We start from the raw sequence: 21,025 nt of genomic DNA on the forward strand, positions 1-21,025 counted from the left end.
CTACATTTACTCTAAAGAATTGAACGGATATCCTCTGTTTGATTTTAATTCCAAAATATATTTCAATAAATCTTAACATTAATTATTATGAAAAAAACTTTACTATTTTTCTCCGCATTGGGATCGCTCTTCGGCTATTCTCAAGACTTGGGATATGGAAAATCATTCACCAAATCTTCTTTAGACAATGTCCAGGCTTCGAACAAACTGGTTTCAAAAGTAGCGACTTGCAACGCAGTGGTTATTAATGACACCGAGGAAGAGAATGGTGTTTTCATCATTGGAAATGGTGGTCAAAAAGCGGCGGTAGATATTCCGATTGCAGAAAATCAAACGATCAAGATCAACAGCATTACGGTTACATTGGCGAGTAAATTTCCTCCGACATTTGTCAATTTTGTTTTTTATGATAACATCCTTTCTACGCCGGAAGATCCGGAAGATCCTGCAAGAAATATCCCGAATCAACAGCTTTTTGCAGTTACAAACAGTACGATAGAATCTTTTGAAGAAGTTGGATATGAGCCTTTGCATCAATTTATCATCAGAAAAATAAAAATTAAACTTCAAACCCCGATTCTATTAAACGGGAATATGGCGCACGAAAGAATCTGGATGAGTACAAAATCCGATGCCAATGCCTGGTCGACTACAGCCCACTATGATACAGGAGAAGGTGTAATTGGCGAAAGTGTGGCAATGGGAGGTAATACTTTTGACTGGTTTCAGTTGATTAATGTTGAAGCTTTGTATGAACTGGAAGCAGAATGCGACTTCCTGAATGTTGCCGATACCAATTTCAAATCCAAGGTTGATATCTATCCAAATCCTGCTCAGGACTATTTTGAATACAAAAATCTGGAAACCATGAAAATCCTTTCTGTTAATATCTATGACGCAAGCGGAAAAGTGGTAAAAACGCTCACAGGAAATCAATCTAAAGTGAATGTTAGTGATCTTGAAAAAGGTGTATATATTATTAAAACTAAAACCTCTTCGAATATCACTTTGACAAATAAATTGATCAAAAAGTAATTCATATTTTTAAATTATTAGCAAATCGTCTGGTGAATTTTTCATCAGGCGATTTTTTATTGTTAATTTTCTGGATCCACAAATTTTATGGGTGATTGTATTAATATAATATCAATTTTAGAACTTTACTTAAGGAAAAGTTATGAAACTTGGCTGAAAATTCTTAATTTGCAAGAAATAATTTAATTATGAAGAAGTATTTACTAATTTCAGCGCTGGCATTGCCATTGTTGAGTTTTGCCCAATGGTCTAAGGTGGGTAATACAAATAGGCAAGTGAAAGAAGAATTTGCAAGCTTAAAAGAAAAACAGCTTTTCTCTTTGGATAAAACTTTGTTGATATCAAAATTACAAAATGCGCCGCAAAAATTTTCAGGTCAGCAGGGAGTAGAGATTCTGATGCCTAATGCTAATGGCGTTTTGGAGAAATTCCAGGTTTGGGAATATTCCAATTTCACGCCGGAAGTTCAGGCGATGTTCCCGAATATCAGATCTTACATGGGAATTGGTGTTACAGATCCTACGGCTTACTTGAGATTCAGTATTTCTGATCAGGGGCTTTCTTCTACAACTTTCAGAAGTGAAGGTTCTAATTTTATAGAAGCTTATACTGCTGGGAATGACGTTTATGCAGCATATTCCTCAGCTTCCAGAATTCTGGATCAGAAAGATGAATTTATCTGTTCTACAATGGATGAGATCATCCAGGGGAATAATGCAGAATTAAGTTCAGGCAAATCCACAAATCAGGTTTTTAAAACCTTCAGACTGGCAATGTCCGCTCAGGCAGAATATTCTCAGTATCATATAACAAGAGCCGGAGCTACAGGAGCAACGGATGCAGAAAAGAAGGCAGTTGTCCTTGCTGCAATCAACAATACGGTTACCAGAGTTAATGCTCTTTACGAGAAAGATCTTGCCGTGCATTTTAATCTGATAGATATTTTACCGATTATTTATCTGGATGCTGCTACAGATCCTTACACAACATCTTATAACTCGCAGTTACAATCCACATTGACATCTGTTATCGGAGCTGCAAATTATGATATAGGACACGTTGTAGTTTATGCAAGCCCTAACGGTAATGCAGGCTGTATCGGTTGTATTTGTACGAATACGACCAAAGGTTCAGGCTTCACATCACATTATATTCCTGTAAGTGATATTTTTGATATCGATTATGTGGCTCACGAAATGGGTCATCAGGTTGGTGCCAATCACACGCATACCTACAGCGGATCAGAAGGTTCCGGAGTGCAGGTGGAAGTAGGAAGTGGTAATACCATTATGGCTTACACAGGGATTACCGGTGCTTATGATACACAATTTAACTCAAACGATTTCTTTACTTACAGAAATATCGTTCAGATCCAGAATAATCTTGCAAGCAAGGCTTGTGCTGTAAATACCCCAATTACGAATACGCCGCCTGTTGTAAATGCCGGACCTAACGTTACCATCCCAATCAGTACGCCGTTTGTATTAAAAGGAACTGTTACAGATGCTGAAAATGATGCGATGACTTATGTCTGGGAGCAAAATAATTCAGCCACCGGGACTGCACAGTTTGGTACAGGATCTTACGCCTCTCCAACGAAAACTGGTGGGCCAAACTTTAAAATGCTGCCTCCAACATCTCAGCCTGTAAGATATTTCCCGGAATATGGAAAAGTTCTGGCTGGCGTTAATGCGACACGTTGGGAAGCTCTTTCCAGCGTTGGAAGAACTCTTAATTTCACTTTAACAGCAAGAGATAATTCTGCTGCAGGTCCTCAGACAAATACGGATGAGGTTATCCTGACGGTAAGTGCGGCTGCTGGTCCGTTCGTAGTGACAGCGCCAACTTTTGGAGAAAGTCTTGTTTCCAGTTCTACTTACAGTGTAAAATGGAATGTGGCTAATACTAATGTAGCGCCTGTAAGCACATCAAATGTTAATATCAAATTATCTCTTGATGGAGGTAAGACATTCACAACTCTTGCTGCGAATACAGCGAATGACGGTGAAGAAACAGTATCAATCCCTGCAAGTTCACAAGCAGCAAATGCTTATATAATGATCGAAGCGGTAAACAATGTTTATTTCGCAATGAGTCCTAGCTTCGTAATTGATTATTCTGCAACAGGTGAGGTTTGTACAACTTATAACTATACAGGTGCACCGGTTGATATCAATGATGGAACAGGAAGCACAGGCGGACCTATTTCGTCTCCACAAATTATGGTTCCTATTGATGTTCAGGATTCTGGCGTGATTACAAAAATCAGAGTGAAACCAACAGTGGAGCATCCAAGAACAAGTCAGATTGTTGTAGGAATCCAAGGTCCATTAGGCCAAAGTGCATGGTTATGGAACAGAAAATGTACAAGTTCAGGAATTACTGCTACTTTTAGTGATGAGGGTTCTGCTTACGTTTGTGCATCGCCAATTGCCGGAAGTGTAAAACCTGATGAATCTTTATCTATCTTCAAAGGAAATGATACAAAAGGTATTTGGAATTTATTCGCTTCAGACAACGTTAGATTGCTGACTGGTAAAATAACAACTTGGTCATTAGAATTATGTACAAGAGATGCGCAGTCATTAGCAGTAAATGAAAGTGCTTTCAATTCTAATAATATAAAAGTATATCCAAATCCTTCCAACGGAAATTTCTTCATCAAATCAAAAGATCTTGGAGGAAATGCCAAAGTTGCGATCTATGATATGAATGGCAGACTGGTTCACACTTCAGGCTTCAATGTTTTGACTGGTGAATCTACAAATGAGTTCAATGTTAACCTTACAAAAGGCGTTTATTTACTTAAAGTAACGTCTCCAAAAGCTAACTATACTCAGAAATTGATTATCAAATAATCTAAATTATTTATAAATATAAAGCCGGCCAGCAATGGTCGGCTTTTGTTATTTTCAGAATAAGACTTTCTCCGGTGCTTTCAATAAAATATATTAAATTGCAACTAACAATAATTACGTGAAAATGGATTACACTCAGATAGAAATAGATGCTCAGTTTGATGGGAAATTACAACTCATTTACCTCAATCAGCCGGAAAGTTATAACAGCTTAACCAAAGTAATGCTCTCCGAATTGCGAAATGCCGTTCATAAGTTCAGCGAAGATGAAAACGTGCGTTGTGTTGCCATTGCAGGGAGAGGAAAAGCATTCTGTGCCGGTCAAAATCTGAAAGAAGCTTTAAGTTTTGGTAATGATGACGATGACCGGGAAATCCAGCGTTTTGTAATCGAATATTATAATCCTTTGGTTTTAGAGATTGTAAAGTGTAAAAAACCTGTGATTGCTTTGGTAAACGGAGCTGCAGTTGGCGCTGGTGCGATGCTGGCTTCTATTTGTGATTTCACTTTAGCAGTAGAAAGTTCATATTTTTCTTTTGCATTTGCTAATATTGGATTAATTCCGGATACGGCCGGAACTTACTTTTTACCGAAATTAGTAGGGAAACAATTGGCGAGTTATTTATCATTCACAGGGAAAAAAGTACCTGCGCCTGAAGCTAAGAAAATGGGCTTGGTGGCGGATGTTTTCCCGGATTCAGAATTCGTGGAGAAATCAATGGAAGTTCTTACGCAGTTGGCACATTCTGCCACGACAGCACTTTACCTCACCAAAAAAGCCTTCAACAAATCTTATGATTTTACGTTGAAAGAACAGCTGGATTACGAATCCATCATTCAGCAAGACGCAGCAGAAACAGAAGATTTCCGCGAAGGTGTTACCGCTTTTATCGAGAAACGTTTGCCTAATTACAAAGGGAAATAAGTTGGAGAGTTTGAGAATAGGAGAGTTTGAGTATTTTTTAATGCCAAAAATCATTTATCAATCATCAATTATCATTTTTATGACTCCAAAAGAAACCGCTGAATATATGTTCGGGAAGGATCTATTTTCTCAATGGTTGGGGATAGAACTCATCGATATCAAAACAAATTACTGTCTCATAAAAATGCCTGTAAAAACTGAAATGATCAATGGATTAGGAACTGTTCACGGTGGTGTAACTTTCGCCTTTGCAGACTCTGCTTTGGCTTTTTCCTCCAATAATACGGGCGAAGCAGCTGTTGCACTCAACTGTTATATCAACTTTACAAAAGCGGTGAGAACAGGCGATGTTTTGACAGCGGAAAGTATTTTATTGACGGATACAAGAAAAACTGCCGTTTATGATATCACGATAAAAAATCAGAATGATGAGGTAGTTGCTGGTTTTCGCGGAACAGTTTACAAGATTGGCAAAAAAATAACTGAATTATAAATTTCAAAAAACTTCAAAATTTATTTTGAAGTTTTAAAATAAATTGTAGCTTTGTAATTCAAAGTTCTTTTTATGGAATCAAAAAATTATCAGGAAGAGTTGGCACACATCCGTCAGATGATGGAACGCAGTTCGAGATTTATTTCATTGAGTGGTTTGTCCGGCGTCATTGCGGGGATTGTGGCGTTGCTGGGTTCTGTTTATGTTTATTTTGTTTTCCAAAGAGAAGGCATCGATTATTTTGATGGCGAACGAAATATCTACGGACCGGCTCTGGCCAAGGAATTATTCTATGTCGCTTTGGTGGTTTTGGTTTTAGCCATTTCCAGCGGTTATATTTTCACGGCAAGAAAAAGCAAAAAGAAAAACCTGAAAATCTGGGATTCGATCACAAAAAAGCTTCTGTTCAACTTTGCAATTCCATTAGTTGCAGGCGGAATTTTTTGTATTGCGCTTTGGTATCACCATTATTTTCCTTTAATTGCGCCGTCAATGCTTATTTTCTATGGATTGGCTTTGATCAATGCAGAAAGATACACATTAAGTGATGTCAAATATCTTGGAATTTGCGAAGTTGTTCTTGGAATGATTGCCTTATTCTGGCTCGGTTGGGGATTGATATTTTGGGCGATTGGATTTGGATTTCTGCATATTTTTTATGGGATTTTGATGTATAGGAAATATGATTAAAATGTCCAAAACTTTAAAATATATTTTAATTGGACTCGCTATTGTTTTTGGATTGTTCACAATTGGTGCGATTGTACTAAATATTATGATTGCTTCTGCTTTTGGAGCTTTTGATAAAAATTATTCAGTTTCAGAGTTGAAAGAAGAATATTACTCAAATGAAAAAGAAATTGATGAATTGATTTTGTATTTCAATAAGATTAAACCAAAAGATAAGATTGTCTCAATTGAGTTTAAAGATGATGAAATTATTGGAAGACTTGCAATTGAAAATAAAGGTACAGAGAAAAAAAATTTTCAGAGTTGGAATTTTAATAAAGAAATACTTCTTACTCCAGACCTTAAGAATATGCTTAATTGGGATTTAGAAACAATTGAAATTCTAAAAGAAAAATTAGATAATGCAGATTGTATTTCGATAGAAGATGGAGAGCCTATTAAAATTGGTTTTAAAAGAAGCGGACTGGGAATGTACTCTTTTGATGTTTTTCAGGATAAAGCCACAAATAGAAATAATTTTAATAACAATTGTAATTATATTTTAGTCAATAACAAATTAGCGTTAGAATACGGAGGTGGAGCCGTAGGACCTCAATGTTTTCAAAACTTTAAATAAAAATGTTAAACATCAATCAGCTCAACAAAGAATTCGAAAGTCGTGTAAGATTGGGCATTATGTCCGTTCTTATGGTCAACGATTGGGTTGATTTTACCGAAATGAAAAACCTTCTGAACGCTACCGACGGAAATCTCGCAAGCCATAGCACAGCTCTGGAAAAAGCAGAATATATAGAAGTGAAAAAAGAATTCGTAGGCAAAAAACCGAGAACTTCTTACCGTGTGACACAGAAAGGCAGAGATGCTTTTACAGAACATATCAATAATTTGGAAAAATTGTTGGGAAGATAGTTCCCGATTTTTTTTGAAAATTAACTTTGTAATTCAAAGAACTTTACAATTAAAAAAATGAATCGAAGAAAATTTATTACAAAATCTTTACTCGCAACAGCAGGAGTTTCGCTGGGTTTTTACAGTTGGCAAATCGAACCATTTTGTTTGGAGTTTGTTCATCAGGATTTACCGATTAAAAATCTCCCCTCAAAACTTCACAACAAAATCCTGATGCAGATTTCAGATTTGCACGTAGGCAATCGATTCGATTGGAATTACCTAATTGATTCTTTCCAAAAAGCAAAAGCGTACAAACCCGATATTGTAGTTTACACCGGCGATTTCGTCTGCTGGGAAGATAATCCGGAACAACTCGAACAATTGAAAATCGTCATGAAAGAAGCCGTTCTCGGAACTCTTGGAACAACTGCAATTCTCGGAAACCACGATTACGGCGCAGAATGGAGGGAAGAGTATGTTGCTGACGAAGTTTCAAAAATCCTTACCAATTCGAACATTCAAATGCTTCGGGATGAGAAAGTGGATATTTTGGGACTTCATATTTATGGATTTGAAGAATTATGGGGCACTAATTTCCATCCCGAAAATTTAACAAAAATGATCAATCCGGATGAGGCCAATCTCGTCCTTTGCCACAATCCCGACGTTTGCGATTTGGATGTCTGGAACGGTTACAAAGGTTGGATTCTCTCCGGTCATACACACGGCGGGCAAGCGAAACCGCCATTTCTTCCACCATTGATATTACCAGTCCAGAACAGAAAATACACTTCCGGCATCATCGATTTGGAAGATGACAGAATGCTTTATATCAACCGCGCTTTGGGACATTCTTACCAAGTCAGGTTCAATTGCAGACCAGAAATTACAATTTTCACATTAAAATCAATTTAAAATAAAAATTATGAAAAAAAACCGCATTCGATTTTTGCTTTTTGTTTATGACAACACACAAAGGCTGTATAGAAGATATTTTAAGAAAAAGAAAAGACAATGGGCATTTTCCCAACAGCAATTGCTGGCTTTTGAAGAAGATACGCTTGGTAGAAAACTCGGCGAATTCTACAAAAAGCACGGGTTTACAATGATTCCCAAGATGGAAAATCACGATGTTCATCATTTGCTTACAGATTGCGGAACCCGGTTCGAGGAAGAAATTGCGATGCAGTTTTTGCTTTTAGGTAATGGAAAAATGAATGCTCATCTTCTGGCAGCCATCTTTTTAGGAAGTCTCATTCTTCCGGAATATTTCAAGATTTATATTCAGGCGTATAAAAAAGGAAAGCGGATGAGACCTTTCTATTATTGGGATTTTGAGAAATTACTTGCCCACAATTTTGACAATATCAGAGACTTTGTTTATCAGAAGCAAACTCCGGTTTTCTACTAAAACCTAATTAATTTTTAATTTATAAAACATTACAATAATGAAAAAACATCATCTTATCTTCATTACAGTTTTAGCGATAATCATCCTTTTTTACAAAGAATATATTGCGCTCAATCTCGGAATTTTTGGAATATTCCTAAGTATTTTGACTTTTACTCAAATCAAATCCGAATTCAGAACCCGAACATTCCTTACACTTTTTGTGACCTCAATTTTCTCATCATTTGCATTTGCCTGGTTTGGCGACGCTGTTTCTTTCGCAGCAGTTTTTGTATCCTTGTTTTTGCTGAGGTTCAAAGGAACTTATCCGAAACTGAAACCATTTTTATATATCGAAGTTCTGTTGTTGAATCTCTTCACGTTTTTGGGAAGAGTATTCAACATAGAGCAATGGTATGAAAAACCTAATGAAGGTAAAAGTTTCAGCAAGAGACTCATTACTTTTATTCTGATTCCGGGAATTTTCATCACCATTTTTCTTTGCATTTATTCCGCAGGAAGTTCACATTTTGATAACTTTTTCAGTGAAATTAAATTAGATTTCAGTTTCTTCCAAATTTTTATTCTCGCCATTGTAGGATTTTATATTGGCTTTATTTTCTGGAATTTCGGTGTGGAAAGATTCATCTTCAAACAAAATCAATTTCTGAATGACGATTTTTCCAGCGTCATCAAATTGGGAAAACCGACTTTCTCATTCCTTGATCTGGATTCTGAAAGAACCAGCGGTTTGATTTCCTTCTCTGCTCTTAATATTTTGCTTTTAGTTTTTATTGCAACTTATAATTACGAACAGTTTTACGAAGTCACAAAATCTGCTGATAGCCTGAGCGCAGAAACGCACGAACGGGTAAACTCGGTGATTCTGTCAATCATTATGGCGATTCTGGTCATTCTTTTCTATTTCAAAAAAGGATTTAATTTTGATGAAAAAGCAAAGTCATTGAAAATTTCTGCGAAGATTTGGATTACTTTGAACTCTCTTCTGGTCGTTTCTGCCATCATCAAAAACTCAGAATATATTCTAAATTTTGGACTGACTTACAAACGTTTGGGTGTTTATGCTTTCCTCACAATGGCATTGATTGGATTAATTTTTACCTTTATCAAAATTCAGAATCAGAAGACCAATGCCTTTCTTTTCAATAAGATGTTCTGGGCTTCTTATGGCTTGATTTTGGTTTGCAGTTATGTCAATTGGGGCGGAATCATCACGGCCAACAATATCAAAAGAAAAGATTTTGCAGAGAATTTCCATCTAGTTTCCATAAATTATAATGAAAAAATATTGCTGGATTACGCTGAAAAAGCCGGAGATTTTGAAATGAAAAACCAACTAAAAGAAAGAATCAAATCTTATCAAGATGAAACTTTCCTTTCAAAAATATTATATTATGAAACAATTAATATCGAAAAAACAAAACTTGAATAGCTTAAAATATCTGGCACTTGTTCCATTATTCTTGGTTGCGTGCAAAAAAGACCCGCAAATAACGGAGACAAAAGTCGATACGGTTACAACAATTCAAAAGCCGGTTGATTCACTTTCAACAATTGTAAAAACAGAAAAAGAATCTAACCAGAATATCATCACAGTTGACGCTTCAAAAATGCCAATCCGATTGAATCTAGAAATCAAAAATCCTGATGATCAAATCGTTTTGAAATTAGAAAACCTCAGCCAACCTAAAATAAAAGGTTATCTGAAAACCCAGACGCCGATGAATGTAAGATTCAATCAGATCAGAATGCCGGATAATACTTTTGATGGACCATTTGGGGCAACGATAGAATATGACACAAAACAAAAAGGAGAGTATTGGCTGATCTTTGCCAAGAACAATATGGCAGACGGCGATCCAGTTGGAAAATTCTTTGTAAAAATCGAATAACAAAAAAGAATCTCAATCGAGATTCTTTTTTTATTTTAAACTTTGGATCGCTAATTTATAACCTTTCATCCCAAATCCTGATATCACGGCATCGCAGCTTTCTGCAGTCACAGATTTCTTTCGGAATTCTTCCCGTTTGTAGATATTACTGATGTGGACTTCGATTTTTGGTTTGTTGATATTTTTAAGACAATCCGAGATGGCATAAGAATAATGTGTAAAAGCGCCGGGATTAATGATCACGGCTTCGAAATCATCTTCCTGCAGACGATTGATCAATTCGCCTTCGATATTGGATTGATAATAAGAAATTTCATCAGAAGAGAATTCGTTTTTAAGATCAGAAAGATAATCTTCCATAGAAACTGAGCCGTAGATTTCCGGTTCACGAGTTCCGAGTAAATTGAGGTTTGGGCCGTTTATAATGAGGATTTTCATTCAGAATATTTTTTCAAAGATATAAAATTAAGGCTGATGCTGAAAGCAATATCCATTTCCGATACTCGTCATGTGTTTGCATCGTGTTCCGCTTTTAGTTATTCCCTTGCACTGGACCGTTGCATTAGTTCCGGAAGTTATCTTATTTCCCGGATCTGAAATATTGAGAGTAGATACCGGATTACAAATTTTGCAAGCTGTCAATCCCCTTTCCAAAGCAGAAGTAAGATCTGTTTTGTTAGAAGTATTTTTCACCATCCTACAATTTTCTGTATGGTATTTTTTTCCGCTGGGTGTATAATAAACCGTTTGAGATTTTGCACAAATAAAACTTAACAGAAAAAACAGAGTAGTAAGTGATCTCATAAACAACTAATTCATTAAACAAAATCCTTAGAACTTCTAAGGATTTTATAAATATAAGTGTTTATTATAAGTTATTTAAAAAGATTATTCAAATCTTTTTGTGCTTTTTCAATTTTTTCGTTTGCAGATTTTTTGGTTTCATCTGTTCGTTTTTTGAAATCTTCTTTTAATTTGTCAGCTTCAACTTTGGCATCAGAAACTTTTTTGTTTGCGTCTTCTACCAGTTTTGCTTTTTCGGCATTTACAGAAGCTTTTATTTCTTTTGCAGTATTATCTATTTGTGCGTTGGTTTTTCCGGTAATGATACTGTCGGATTTTTTTATAACACTACTTACAATATCAACTTTTGGGCCTCCAAGGGTTTGAGAAGATGTTACGAGATAAGTTTCATATTCTGGTTTTACCGTTCCTCCTTCTGCTACGTAAGTTTTTTTGGAGTCTACATATTTAGCCTGAGCTTTTTGTAATTCTAATTTTGCAGCTTCAATTTTTACAGGATCTTTCGAAGCAACGGCTTCATCGTAATTTTTCTGAGCTGTGGATAATGCTAAAGCGGCATCTTCATAAGACTGTGTGAAATCTATTTTCACATTGGATGTATCATTTTTTTTGCAGCTGCCGGCCGTCAGTAATAATCCTGCAAAAGCCAGCGATATAAGTGTTTTTTTCATTGTATTATTGATTATTAATAATCTGTTTTGTTAATTTCTGTAATTCAATATTTTCATCTGACTGCGAGATTTCGCCATTGAGTCTTTTGATTTCTAAAGTATTGACTTGCTTTGCCAGACTTAGGTAAGCTAGATATTTTTCTAATATCCGTATTTTCTTTTCAGAAGTTGCATTTGCAGCGTTGGCTCCTTTTACAAAAGTCTGCAGATTGTCGTTACACAAAATATATGCCTGGAATGCATTTGACAAAAAATAGTCGCTTACCAGAGAATTAGTTTCAAGATTTGTATATAGTTTCGGGATCTCTACAGGAGAATATTGAATGGTTTCGGATACATCTATGCCGCTTTTTGCAGGATTAAGGTACATTCCTTTGGTTTTCATTTCGCTGTTTTCCAAAGAAAGGTTGGTAGCGTCCAAAAGTTTTACCAGATTTTCTTTCTGAGTGATTTCTGAAAGCATAGTATTGAGGCTAAGTGCAAAAAAGAAACCGATAAAAGTAGAGATTAATGAAATGAAAAATTCAAAAGTTCTGCCTCTGTTGCTTCTGAAACTATCCAATCTGGACGAATTGATGAGGAAAATTACGACTAAAATTAAAATGACTGCAATGATAATGTACATAAAATGTGTGTTTTTTTGTCAAAGGTATTAAACTAAAATTGTATTCAAAATATTATAGATGAACAAGTGTTTTTTAATGGTAAATAGATTATATTCCTATATTAAACCAAAAAAAATCCTTAGAAAGTTCTAAGGATTTTTAAGTAGCCCGTAGGGGAGTCGAACCCCTCTTACCAGGATGAAAACCTGAGGTCCTAACCGATAGACGAACGGGCCAGGCTATATATTAAGCTAAGCTGTTTACGTGCTTAGTTAATTTGCTTTTTAAGTTAGCTGCTTTATTCTTGTGAATAATATTTTTCTTAGCTAATTTGTCAAGTAAAGAGATTACTCTTGGTAATTGCTCTACTGCTACTGCTTTGTCTGCTTCTGTTCTAAGAGACTTCAAAGCTGTTCTTGCAGTCTTGTGATTGTATTTATTACGAAGTCTTCTAACTTCGTTTTGTCTGATTCTTTTAAGTGCTGATTTATGATTTGCCATAACGTTCAAATGTGGGTGCAAAGATAAAAACTAAATTTTAATTTGCAAACTTTTTTTTGAAAAAATTTAAAAATTTATTTGCTGCCTTTTTGAAAGTATAATAGATCAGTTAAGGTCTATGGATAAAGAAAAATTTCTTCATTTCTCCCTTAAGGCGGTGCAAAAATATAAATATTTTTTAAAAATAAAAATTTTTGAGAGATTTTTTATAAAATTTTAGAAACTGAGTGCTAAATGTTCCCGATTACGAACATGTTTTCCATTGTAGGAGTCGCACTGCCGCCTTGTTTTTCAAGAGTTATGGCAAAAGCTTGTGCTTTCTGGATATTGGCTAAAACAGCTCTTGTGTCCTTTTCTGCAGTGTACATTCCGGCGTTCACAGGTTTTCCATCTACAAGTGCCCAAAGCTGGTATTGCATTCCCTTCGGTGCTTTTGGAAGACTTTCCGCGTTCAGATAAACGTCTTTAGAATTTGAATCCCAATAGACCATTGCTTTTGAATCCGGATGTTTTTCGACACCTTTCAATGGAACAGAGATAATGTCCGGGTTAGATAAAATTGCCAACTTCTCCTGAGAGTTCTTCAAAGCCAGATCCTGAGATTTTTTCTCGGCTTGCAATTGTGCAATTTCCTTTTTGTTATTAGAAATATCATTGATCCAGAAAAAATTTCCAATAATGCTTACAAAAAACAGAACCGAAGCTGCAATCGCATACTTTTGCCATTTAATGGCTTTATTAGGATATATTTCTTGGGTGATCTCGCCAATTTTAAATTCCGGCTTTTCAGAAATTACAGGTTTGCTTTCTTCAACAGTTTGTTCCTGCTGAATTTTGGTCCAGATTTTGATTTCCAGGTCGTCAGGTGGTGTTACAGCTTGTGCTGTAGCCAGATCTTCCAAAGTTTTTTGTGCTTCTTCGAATGCTGATCTCACTTCAGCACTATTCTTCATGACACACTCCAAAATGCCTGCCTCCTCAGGAGAAGCAAGACCTAGAATATAAGATTCTAAGATTCCGGATGATATGTATTCTTCTATGTTCACTTTATTTATAATCTTTTAAGAGATCTTTCAATTTGATAAGAGCAGTGCGCATCTTGGTTTTAATTGTACCTAACGGGATTTTTAGTTTTTCAGATATTTCGTTTTGAGTGTAACCTTGATAATAAGCCAAATCGATCATTTCGCGTTTATCGGATTCCAAATTACACAGAACATCCGTAAAACCAATAAAATCCGAAGACTTATTAGTTGTTGAGAGTTCCGTACTGTTATATACGAAATCTGGAAGTGATTGGTTTTTAAGTTCGTTTTGGAAAGACTTGGATTTCAGATAATCAATTGCGGTATTTCTTGCAATGTTGATCATCCAGGTATAGAATCTTCCTTTCAGAGCATCATATTGATGGATAGAATTCCAGATTTTGACAAAAACATCCTGAATTACTTCTTCAGTATATTCTTTGGACTGTACTATTCTGAAAATGACACCATACAATGCACCAGAGTAGTGATTGTATAAGTGCTTGAAACCTGCTTCGCTTTTTTTTCTCAGCAGTTCCAGAAGCTCATCTTCAGAATAAGTTGTTTTAATAATGAGTAATTTACAATTCAAATATAGAAAAATTATACCAATAATGATTTATTATTCCATTTTGTTGAATTTTCATTAATTTAAGATTAATAGTTGTACAATTTGGGCGCCTTCATCCGTCTTCCGTTCCCGCTTTTTTGCCATTGCGAATCACCGGAATCATTCAATTAGATTTCAACAATCGCAATGACAAAAAGAGCTCCACTCAAGCCGGGGCGCGCTTCGCATATCAGGAAATTTTCACGTGAAATCACTTTTCTAAGTTCCTGGCAATTTCTGGGAATTTAATCTTATTTAAGTCTATACCCCTTTGTGAACTTTTAAATGTTATTCATAAAACCTTAGTGTACTTTGTGTTCAATTTCTTCCCATGAAAAATCCAAAAAATCTTATTACTCGTAAATAACTATAAATATTTACGACAATGAAAAAGATTAAAAAAATATTCCTAGTAAGTTCCGTCGCTTTGATGCAAGGGAACATCGCCGCTCAGTCAGCCAACTTCAAAACCAAAAATCCATACTACTCAAAAACCGAAACAACACCACTAAAAGTCAGCAATGCCGAATGGAAGAAGATTCTGAAGCCGGAACTCTATCAAGTAGCAAGAGAAGCGGCAACAGAAACGGCCTTCACAGGGAAGTTTTATGAATTTGATGAAAAAGGAACCTATTACTGTGCAGTTTGCGGTAATGCATTATTTCTTTCGACTTCGAAGTTTGCAACCACGTGTGGCTGGCCATCATTCTACGAGCCAATCAGAAAAAATAGCGTGATCTACAAAAAAGACGATTCTCATAATATGACAAGAACAGAAGTACTTTGCGGAAGATGCGATTCTCACCTGGGACATATCTTCGATGATGGACCGAAACCAACCGGAAAACGCTTCTGTATGAATTCGGTTTGTTTGGATTTTGTTCCAATTGCTAAAAAATAATAATTTGATTTACAGTTGTTTAAAAATTATTTTCAAATTTTTAAATCCAAAAACAAACTAACCTCGTAACTGCAATTAACACACAATATATTAATATAAAAATAAAGAAAATGAACTCAAGAACAAAAATCGCAGCTTTCGGAATGATCGCATTATCATTCGCTTTCAGTGGAAATGCAGCTGCACAGGCAATGAAAGAAAAGACAGTAATGGTTGGTGGCGCAGCAATGTATCCTTCCAAAAATATTGTTGAAAATGCAATGAACTCCAAAGATCACACAACGCTTGTTGCAGCAGTAAAAGCAGCCGGATTGGTAGAAACATTACAAGGTAAGGGTCCGTTTACGGTCTTAGCTCCCACAAACGAAGCTTTCGCAAAACTTCCAAAAGGAACAGTTGAAAACTTAGTAAAACCTGAAAACAAAGAAACTTTAACCAAGATATTAACCTATCATGTTTTAGCAGGGAAATACAGTGCAAAACAAATCTGGGCGGCTGTAAAAGCAGGCAATGGAAAAGCAATGATGAAAACTGTAGAAGGTGAAGATCTTACTTTCTGGACAAAAGGAAGTGATCTGTATGTAAAAGATGCAAAAGGAAACAACGCAAAAGTGACCATCGCAGATGTGAATCAGTCAAATGGTGTGATCCACGTGATCGATACTGTTCTTATGCCTTAATAATGATCTGAAACCAGCATGATTCACTATGCTGGTTTTTATTTTTTAAACCAAACTTTAAAAATAATATTATGAAAAAAACAATCAGTGTATCCAATAGTGCAGCCACCTTGGATACCAACAGAAGAAACTTTTTGAAACTTAGCGGTGTTGGTCTTGCGATTGCAGGTCTTGCGCTTGTAGGCTGTAATGATGATGATATGATCATCAATCCAGGAGGTAGTGTTTTCGATCTTGGAACGGGCGATGTAGGCGTGCTTAATTATGCTTATGCTCTTGAACAATTAGAGGCAGATTTCTACACTAAAGTAGTCAACAGCTTCTACACAGGAATATCAGATACTGAAAAACAAGTTTTTACAGACCTGTATCACCACGAAGTGATCCACAGAGATTTTTTCAAAGCAGCAATCGGCGGTGCTGCTCCGAACAGTATATTACCAACTTTGGAATTCCAATATCCTAATGTAGACTTTAAAAGCAGAGCTTCTGTTCTTGCAACAGCAAAAGCTTTGGAAGATACTGGTGTTGCAGCTTATAATGGTGCAGGAAAATATATCACCAATCCGGATTATCTGGTAATTGCAGGTAAAATTGTTTCTGTTGAAGCAAGACACGCTTCTGCAATCAGAGATCTTATCAATCCAAAATCCGCAGATTTCTCCGGAGATGATGTAATCAATGCTATGGGATTGGATGTTGCAAAAGAACCGAAAGATATTGTTGCCGCAGCCGGAGGATTTATCAAAACGCCATTTACCTGGAAAGAGAGAGGCATTTAATTCATTATTAATTTCAAAAATTTACTATTATGAACATTCTTAGAATATTAGATAAGCTCTCCAACGACAAATTCTTTACAGGAGAAGCTTCAAGGTTACAAACTTTAACCAGCATTGCTGATTTTGGTAAAAAAGCAGCAGTGGCATCTGTACCACTTGGATTAGGCGTGCTAATGTCAACACCAGCACATGCAGAAACAACAAGTGCAACTTCTTCAGCAGCATTAAAAACGCCTTTGACAGATGCATTGCAACTGGCATTGACATTAGAATATCTGGAAGACGAATATTACCGTATTGGCCTTGCAACTGCCGGACTTATCCCAACTGCCGACAGAACAGTTTTTTCTCAGATCTCAAAACACGAAACCGCACACGTTGCTTTCCTGAAAAGTGCATTGACATCTTTAGGAACAGCACCTGCAAATAAACCAACCTTCGACTTTACAGCTGGAGGTAATTTTACACCTTTTACAGATTATCAGCAGTTTTTGACATTGGCTCAGGCTTTTGAAGATACAGGTGTAAGAGCATATAAAGGACAAGCTGGAAACGTCATGTCTAACAAAGATGTTTTAACAGCAGCTCTTCAGATTCACTCGGTTGAAGCAAGACACGCTTCTCAGGTTAGAAGAATGAGAGCAAACAAAGGCTGGATAGAATTGGCAAACGGAGGCAATATGCCGGCTGCAACCAATCCTGTTTATGCTGGTGAAGGTGTTACTGTTCAGGCAGGTTTCAATACAGCGACTGCGTTTGGTGCAGAAGCGGGATCTGCTGCTTATGACGAAGTTTTAAGCGGAAGTGACGCGGCAGCCATTGCAGGATTATTTATCGCATAGAAAACGAATGATGCGAATTGATTTATTAGTCCTTTCCCTTAGTTGGGAAAGGATTTTTTTATGATTAATAAACTCAATAAAGGACTAATTCTGATCCAGTTTTCTGTATTTAGGGAATTATTTTTTCTTTTTTCAATTTATCAAATAAATCCAGAAAGGAATCTAAAGTGCTTTTGAATGTTGTAAATCCTGCATTCCTGCTTTTTCCCATATCTGTCATCACCTCAATCGGACGTCCCAGATCAAGGTCTGTATGCCAGGCAGAAGCTATTCTATATAGATTGCCTTCTTCAAGATGATGTTTTTCCGCAATATCTTTCCAGAGTTTTTGATCGTTTTGGAGTTCTTGTTCAAGTGGTCTTATTTCGTTTTTGTACCCTTCAAATTCGATTTGAAAATAATCTGCAATTTTCACCCAAAGCCATTTCCAACGGAATATATCTCCATTTGTAATGTTAAAAGCTTGATTCTTTGCAGTTTCAGTTGTAGCAGCCCAGATAAGTTGCTTTGCCAGAACTTTTGCATCCGTAACATCTGATAATCCATTCCATTGTGCGGAGGATCCCGGAAAGATGAATTTCCTGCCTGTCTCTTTGCAGATACTGGCATACACTGCTAATGTTGTTCCCATATTCATCAGATTCCCAACCGCATATCCGATCACAGTATGTGGTCTGTGAATACTCCAGGTGAAATTGTCTCTTTCTGCCGCTTCATAAACGGCATCTTCCTGGGCATAGTAAAAATTAGGATATTCCAGACGTGGCTGTTCTTCCCGCAAAGGTGTTTCGGGTAAAAATCCTGATTTTGCATAAGCTTCAAATGGTCCTAAATAATGTTTCAGACCTGTAACCAACGCCACGTGCCGGATGCTTTTTTTAGGTGATAAAACATTCAATAAATTTCGTACCAGCGCACTGTTTACTTTAATATTGTCTTCCTCTGTGTCATTTCGCATCCAAGTGGTAAAGAATATGTGGGTGGGGGAGATGTTTTCTAATGCTTTTTCGAGATTTTCTATATCTAAAAGATCAGCTTTCACAGGAATCAAACCTGAGATGTTTGAGTTGGGATTTCTAGCCAAACCGTAAGTTGTCCAGCCTTCTGAAAGCAGTTCATGAGCGAGATTGCTTCCGGTAATTCCTGTGGAACCAACTACTAATGCAATATTTTCCATAATCAATTATTTATTTACAAAAGTAGAAATACCGGAGCCGGAAAAACTTGACATAGATCATGAGTTTGTCTTGGCTTAAATCAGATTTCAATTTATCCAAGTGAAATTTTCTTTCTTATTCTGCTGATGGTTTCAGGACTTAAACCTAAGTAGGAAGCTATTAATGCATGTGAAAGTTTTTGAGTGATTTCAGGATGTTTTTTCACGAGTTGAAGATATTTTTCTTCTGCCGTAAAAGTGTTGGAAATAATCAGCCTTTGATCTTTTGTGATTAAACTGCTTTGATATAATAGTCTGAAATAACGATCCATAACGGGAATCTGCAAAGTCAATTCTTCATAATTGTCACGACTTATCAGAAGTAATTCTGAATCCTCAATAGCATCAATATTTAAAACAGCTTTTTCTTCATTCAGAAAACTATTGAGATCTGAAATCCACCAGCCTTCAAAAGCAAATAGATTGATACGTTCAATTCCCTTTTCATCCAGTATGTAAGATTTTAAAATACCTTTGCTCACAAACGCCAGATATCTGCAAATATCACCTTCTTGTAACAGATATTGCTTTTTGCCAAGTTTTTTCTGAGTGAAAAAAGATTTTAACAATTCGATTTGTTTTTCATCGATATCGACCTTTTCCTGAATATGGGATAGTAAAATATCAAACATAAAAATCTTTTATAATTATATAAAGATATAGTTAATATTGCTTTGACTTCTAATTTTTCTATTTATCGAAGTAATAATATATGAAAATATGCAATATAAAAAGCCCTTTTCAAGGGCTTTTGTTTGTATTTGTGGTAATTTGTAGCCTATAGGGGAATCGAACCGCTGTTGCAAGAAAGAAAATCTTGAGTCCTGACCACTAGACGAATAGGCCGTTTGGTATTGTGGACTGCAAAAATAAAGACTTTAAACAGTTCTGGCAAATGATTTTATCTATTTCAGTTTTTTCTCGATAACGGTGTTTGTGATTCCTTTGCTTTCAAACTCTTTCTGAGCTTTGATAGCATCCTCCAAAGTTTTGTATTTCCCAAAAGTATAATAGAAGACGCCGCTTTCTTTGTTTCTGGTGATGTCAGGAATCGTTTTCAGGATAGTGGATTTAGAATCCAGCTTATCTCTTCCTGAATAGATCTCCAAAGTATAATAACCAATTCCCAAAGTCTGATTCGGGACAAAGCTTATTGAGATAGAGTTTCGGAATCCGGCATCTTTGGCGGTTTTCAGATTCGTATCTCTTACTGACGCGTAGTTTGTTGTTCCGTAATAATATTTATAAGTTCCGTTTTCTTTAATTGGAAGGATATATTTCAAACCTTTCAATGCAGGATCTTCGTCATTATATTTGGTAGGTGTGCTCATTAACAGGATTCTGAAATCATTTTTAAGAGGCTGTTCTACTGGTTTTTCAGGTTCCGGCTCTTTTACGTTTCTGTCCACGAGTTTTTTATAGCTCACGATTGCATTGAAAATACTTTCTGCAATAGCCTGTTGACCTTCTTCCGTAGAGATATAATGGGCGTCATCATAATTATTAACAAAGCCTGTCTCTATCAAAATAGATGGCATTGCATTCATCCTTAAGACGTGTAAGTTTTCCTGTTTCACGCCGCGAGACATTCTTTTGTCTTTTTTGACGAAATTATCTTCTACCAATCCACCAATGATAAGGCTGGCTTCCAGATATTTGCTTTGCTGAATTTTCAAAGCGATGAGAGATTCGGGAGAACTGGGATTGTAAGAGGCGAAGTTTTCTTTATCTTTTTCATCAAGAAAAATCACATCATTTTCTGCTTTTGCAACGTCCAGATTGGTTCTGTTCTGGTTAGGACCCTGTACAAAAGTCTCTGTTCCCTGCGCTGTTGCACTTTTACTTGGGGAAGAATTAACGTGGACCGAAACGAATAAATCCGCTTTACTTCTGTTCGCAAGATCTGTTCTGTAAGTCAGAGAGGGGTATTCATCAATCTTTCTGGTGTAGATAACTTTATAATCTTTGTTTTTTTCCAGCATCCTGCCGAGTTTGAGAACAATGCCAAGAGTCACGTTTTTTTCCTGTACGGCGCCAATGTCGGCATAGTTTCTATTGGCCCCAATATCACTGCCACCGTGGCCTGCATCCAGAACCAGCGTGAATTTTTTCTGTGAATAAAAGCAACTGAAAGTAATAAAAAACGTTAACAGAAAAAAAAATTTATTATAAAGTGTGGAGCTAATCATTTTA

Annotated in this window: 25 protein-coding genes and 2 tRNA genes; 15 read left to right on the plus strand and 12 right to left on the minus strand. The window is 36.2% G+C overall.

Annotated elements, in window-relative coordinates; translation table 11 throughout:
* Positions 1-87: 87 nt before the first annotated feature.
* The 11 genes from ACFJGY_RS05025 (at position 88) to ACFJGY_RS05075 (ending at position 10,195) form a co-directional block, all read left to right on the plus strand.
* On the plus strand, positions 88-1,035 hold the full coding sequence (locus ACFJGY_RS05025) for a T9SS type A sorting domain-containing protein (RefSeq protein WP_379968726.1): 948 nt from the start codon (positions 88-90) through the stop codon (positions 1,033-1,035).
* 188 nt (positions 1,036-1,223) lie between these two features.
* Entirely contained in the window at positions 1,224-3,893 is a 2,670-nt protein-coding gene (locus ACFJGY_RS05030) for a reprolysin-like metallopeptidase (RefSeq protein ID WP_379968728.1), read from the plus strand.
* A gap of 124 nt (positions 3,894-4,017) precedes the next feature.
* Positions 4,018-4,818: an enoyl-CoA hydratase/isomerase family protein gene (locus ACFJGY_RS05035; RefSeq protein WP_379968730.1), complete on the plus strand. Its 801-nt coding sequence runs from the start codon at positions 4,018-4,020 to the stop codon at positions 4,816-4,818.
* Positions 4,819-4,897: 79 nt separating this feature from the next.
* Entirely contained in the window at positions 4,898-5,311 is a 414-nt protein-coding gene (locus ACFJGY_RS05040) for a hotdog fold thioesterase (protein WP_379970107.1), read from the plus strand.
* A 72-nt stretch (positions 5,312-5,383) separates the two neighbouring features.
* Positions 5,384-6,001, plus strand: a complete 618-nt coding sequence (locus ACFJGY_RS05045; RefSeq protein WP_379968732.1) for a hypothetical protein — start codon at positions 5,384-5,386, stop codon at positions 5,999-6,001.
* A gap of 1 nt (position 6,002) precedes the next feature.
* Positions 6,003-6,617 (plus strand): hypothetical protein, encoded by a 615-nt coding sequence (locus tag ACFJGY_RS05050; protein WP_379968734.1) that lies wholly within the window; start codon positions 6,003-6,005, stop codon positions 6,615-6,617.
* Positions 6,618-6,619: 2 nt separating this feature from the next.
* On the plus strand, positions 6,620-6,910 hold the full coding sequence (locus tag ACFJGY_RS05055; RefSeq protein ID WP_379968736.1) for a winged helix-turn-helix domain-containing protein: 291 nt from the start codon (positions 6,620-6,622) through the stop codon (positions 6,908-6,910).
* Positions 6,911-6,967: 57 nt separating this feature from the next.
* Positions 6,968-7,807: a metallophosphoesterase gene (locus ACFJGY_RS05060; RefSeq protein ID WP_379968738.1), complete on the plus strand. Its 840-nt coding sequence runs from the start codon at positions 6,968-6,970 to the stop codon at positions 7,805-7,807.
* Positions 7,808-7,817: 10 nt separating this feature from the next.
* Positions 7,818-8,303, plus strand: coding sequence for a Coq4 family protein (locus ACFJGY_RS05065; RefSeq protein ID WP_379968740.1), 486 nt, complete (start codon positions 7,818-7,820; stop codon positions 8,301-8,303).
* Between the two features lie 37 nt (positions 8,304-8,340).
* Positions 8,341-9,735 carry a DUF4173 domain-containing protein gene (locus ACFJGY_RS05070; RefSeq protein WP_379968742.1) on the plus strand — a complete coding sequence of 465 codons (1,395 nt, stop codon included), beginning with the start codon at positions 8,341-8,343 and terminating at the stop codon, positions 9,733-9,735.
* Positions 9,698-10,195: a hypothetical protein gene (locus ACFJGY_RS05075; RefSeq protein WP_379968744.1), complete on the plus strand. Its 498-nt coding sequence runs from the start codon at positions 9,698-9,700 to the stop codon at positions 10,193-10,195. Before ACFJGY_RS05070 ends, ACFJGY_RS05075 begins: the two co-directional genes overlap by 38 nt.
* A gap of 30 nt (positions 10,196-10,225) precedes the next feature.
* Here ACFJGY_RS05075 and aroQ read toward each other — a convergent pair whose 3' ends face one another.
* The 8 genes from aroQ to ACFJGY_RS05115 form a co-directional block, all read right to left on the minus strand.
* A complete protein-coding gene (aroQ, locus tag ACFJGY_RS05080) occupies positions 10,226-10,633 on the minus strand; it encodes a type II 3-dehydroquinate dehydratase (RefSeq protein WP_379968746.1) in 408 nt (135 codons plus the stop codon).
* Between the two features lie 27 nt (positions 10,634-10,660).
* Positions 10,661-10,999 (minus strand): DUF5763 domain-containing protein, encoded by a 339-nt coding sequence (locus ACFJGY_RS05085; protein ID WP_379968748.1) that lies wholly within the window; start codon positions 10,997-10,999, stop codon positions 10,661-10,663.
* A 71-nt stretch (positions 11,000-11,070) separates the two neighbouring features.
* Positions 11,071-11,670, minus strand: a complete 600-nt coding sequence (locus tag ACFJGY_RS05090; RefSeq protein WP_379968750.1) for a hypothetical protein — start codon at positions 11,668-11,670, stop codon at positions 11,071-11,073.
* 4 nt (positions 11,671-11,674) lie between these two features.
* Positions 11,675-12,295, minus strand: a complete 621-nt coding sequence (locus ACFJGY_RS05095) for a hypothetical protein (RefSeq protein WP_379968752.1) — start codon at positions 12,293-12,295, stop codon at positions 11,675-11,677.
* A gap of 144 nt (positions 12,296-12,439) precedes the next feature.
* Positions 12,440-12,511: transfer RNA gene (locus tag ACFJGY_RS05100), tRNA-Glu, on the minus strand.
* A gap of 10 nt (positions 12,512-12,521) precedes the next feature.
* On the minus strand, positions 12,522-12,776 hold the full coding sequence (rpsT, locus tag ACFJGY_RS05105) for a 30S ribosomal protein S20 (protein WP_379968754.1): 255 nt from the start codon (positions 12,774-12,776) through the stop codon (positions 12,522-12,524).
* A 230-nt stretch (positions 12,777-13,006) separates the two neighbouring features.
* Positions 13,007-13,822, minus strand: coding sequence for an anti-sigma factor domain-containing protein (locus ACFJGY_RS05110; RefSeq protein ID WP_379968756.1), 816 nt, complete (start codon positions 13,820-13,822; stop codon positions 13,007-13,009).
* 1 nt (position 13,823) lies between these two features.
* Positions 13,824-14,393, minus strand: a complete 570-nt coding sequence (locus ACFJGY_RS05115) for an RNA polymerase sigma factor (RefSeq protein WP_379968758.1) — start codon at positions 14,391-14,393, stop codon at positions 13,824-13,826.
* Positions 14,394-14,841: 448 nt separating this feature from the next.
* Between ACFJGY_RS05115 and msrB the strand changes: the two genes are divergently transcribed.
* From msrB to ACFJGY_RS05135, 4 genes are all read left to right on the plus strand, one after another.
* On the plus strand, positions 14,842-15,312 hold the full coding sequence (gene msrB, locus ACFJGY_RS05120) for a peptide-methionine (R)-S-oxide reductase MsrB (protein ID WP_379970109.1): 471 nt from the start codon (positions 14,842-14,844) through the stop codon (positions 15,310-15,312).
* Between the two features lie 110 nt (positions 15,313-15,422).
* Complete coding sequence (locus tag ACFJGY_RS05125; protein ID WP_379968760.1) at positions 15,423-15,992, plus strand: fasciclin domain-containing protein; 570 nt, start codon at positions 15,423-15,425, stop codon at positions 15,990-15,992.
* A gap of 71 nt (positions 15,993-16,063) precedes the next feature.
* A complete protein-coding gene (locus ACFJGY_RS05130) occupies positions 16,064-16,774 on the plus strand; it encodes a ferritin-like domain-containing protein (protein WP_379968762.1) in 711 nt (236 codons plus the stop codon).
* Between the two features lie 29 nt (positions 16,775-16,803).
* Positions 16,804-17,616, plus strand: a complete 813-nt coding sequence (locus ACFJGY_RS05135) for a ferritin-like domain-containing protein (protein WP_379968764.1) — start codon at positions 16,804-16,806, stop codon at positions 17,614-17,616.
* Between the two features lie 109 nt (positions 17,617-17,725).
* Here ACFJGY_RS05135 and ACFJGY_RS05140 read toward each other — a convergent pair whose 3' ends face one another.
* The 4 genes from ACFJGY_RS05140 to ACFJGY_RS05155 all read right to left on the minus strand — a co-directional run bounded on the left by ACFJGY_RS05140 (position 17,726) and on the right by ACFJGY_RS05155 (position 21,021).
* Positions 17,726-18,793: an SDR family oxidoreductase gene (locus ACFJGY_RS05140; RefSeq protein ID WP_379968766.1), complete on the minus strand. Its 1,068-nt coding sequence runs from the start codon at positions 18,791-18,793 to the stop codon at positions 17,726-17,728.
* Between the two features lie 92 nt (positions 18,794-18,885).
* Entirely contained in the window at positions 18,886-19,464 is a 579-nt protein-coding gene (locus ACFJGY_RS05145) for a Crp/Fnr family transcriptional regulator (protein ID WP_379968768.1), read from the minus strand.
* A 142-nt stretch (positions 19,465-19,606) separates the two neighbouring features.
* Positions 19,607-19,678 (minus strand) — tRNA-Glu (locus ACFJGY_RS05150).
* A gap of 59 nt (positions 19,679-19,737) precedes the next feature.
* Positions 19,738-21,021, minus strand: a complete 1,284-nt coding sequence (locus ACFJGY_RS05155) for an N-acetylmuramoyl-L-alanine amidase (RefSeq protein ID WP_379968770.1) — start codon at positions 21,019-21,021, stop codon at positions 19,738-19,740.
* Positions 21,022-21,025 lie beyond the last annotated feature (4 nt).

The sequence above is a fragment of the Epilithonimonas sp. UC225_85 genome, from assembly GCF_042695135.1.
GTDB lineage: Bacteria > Bacteroidota > Bacteroidia > Flavobacteriales > Weeksellaceae > Epilithonimonas.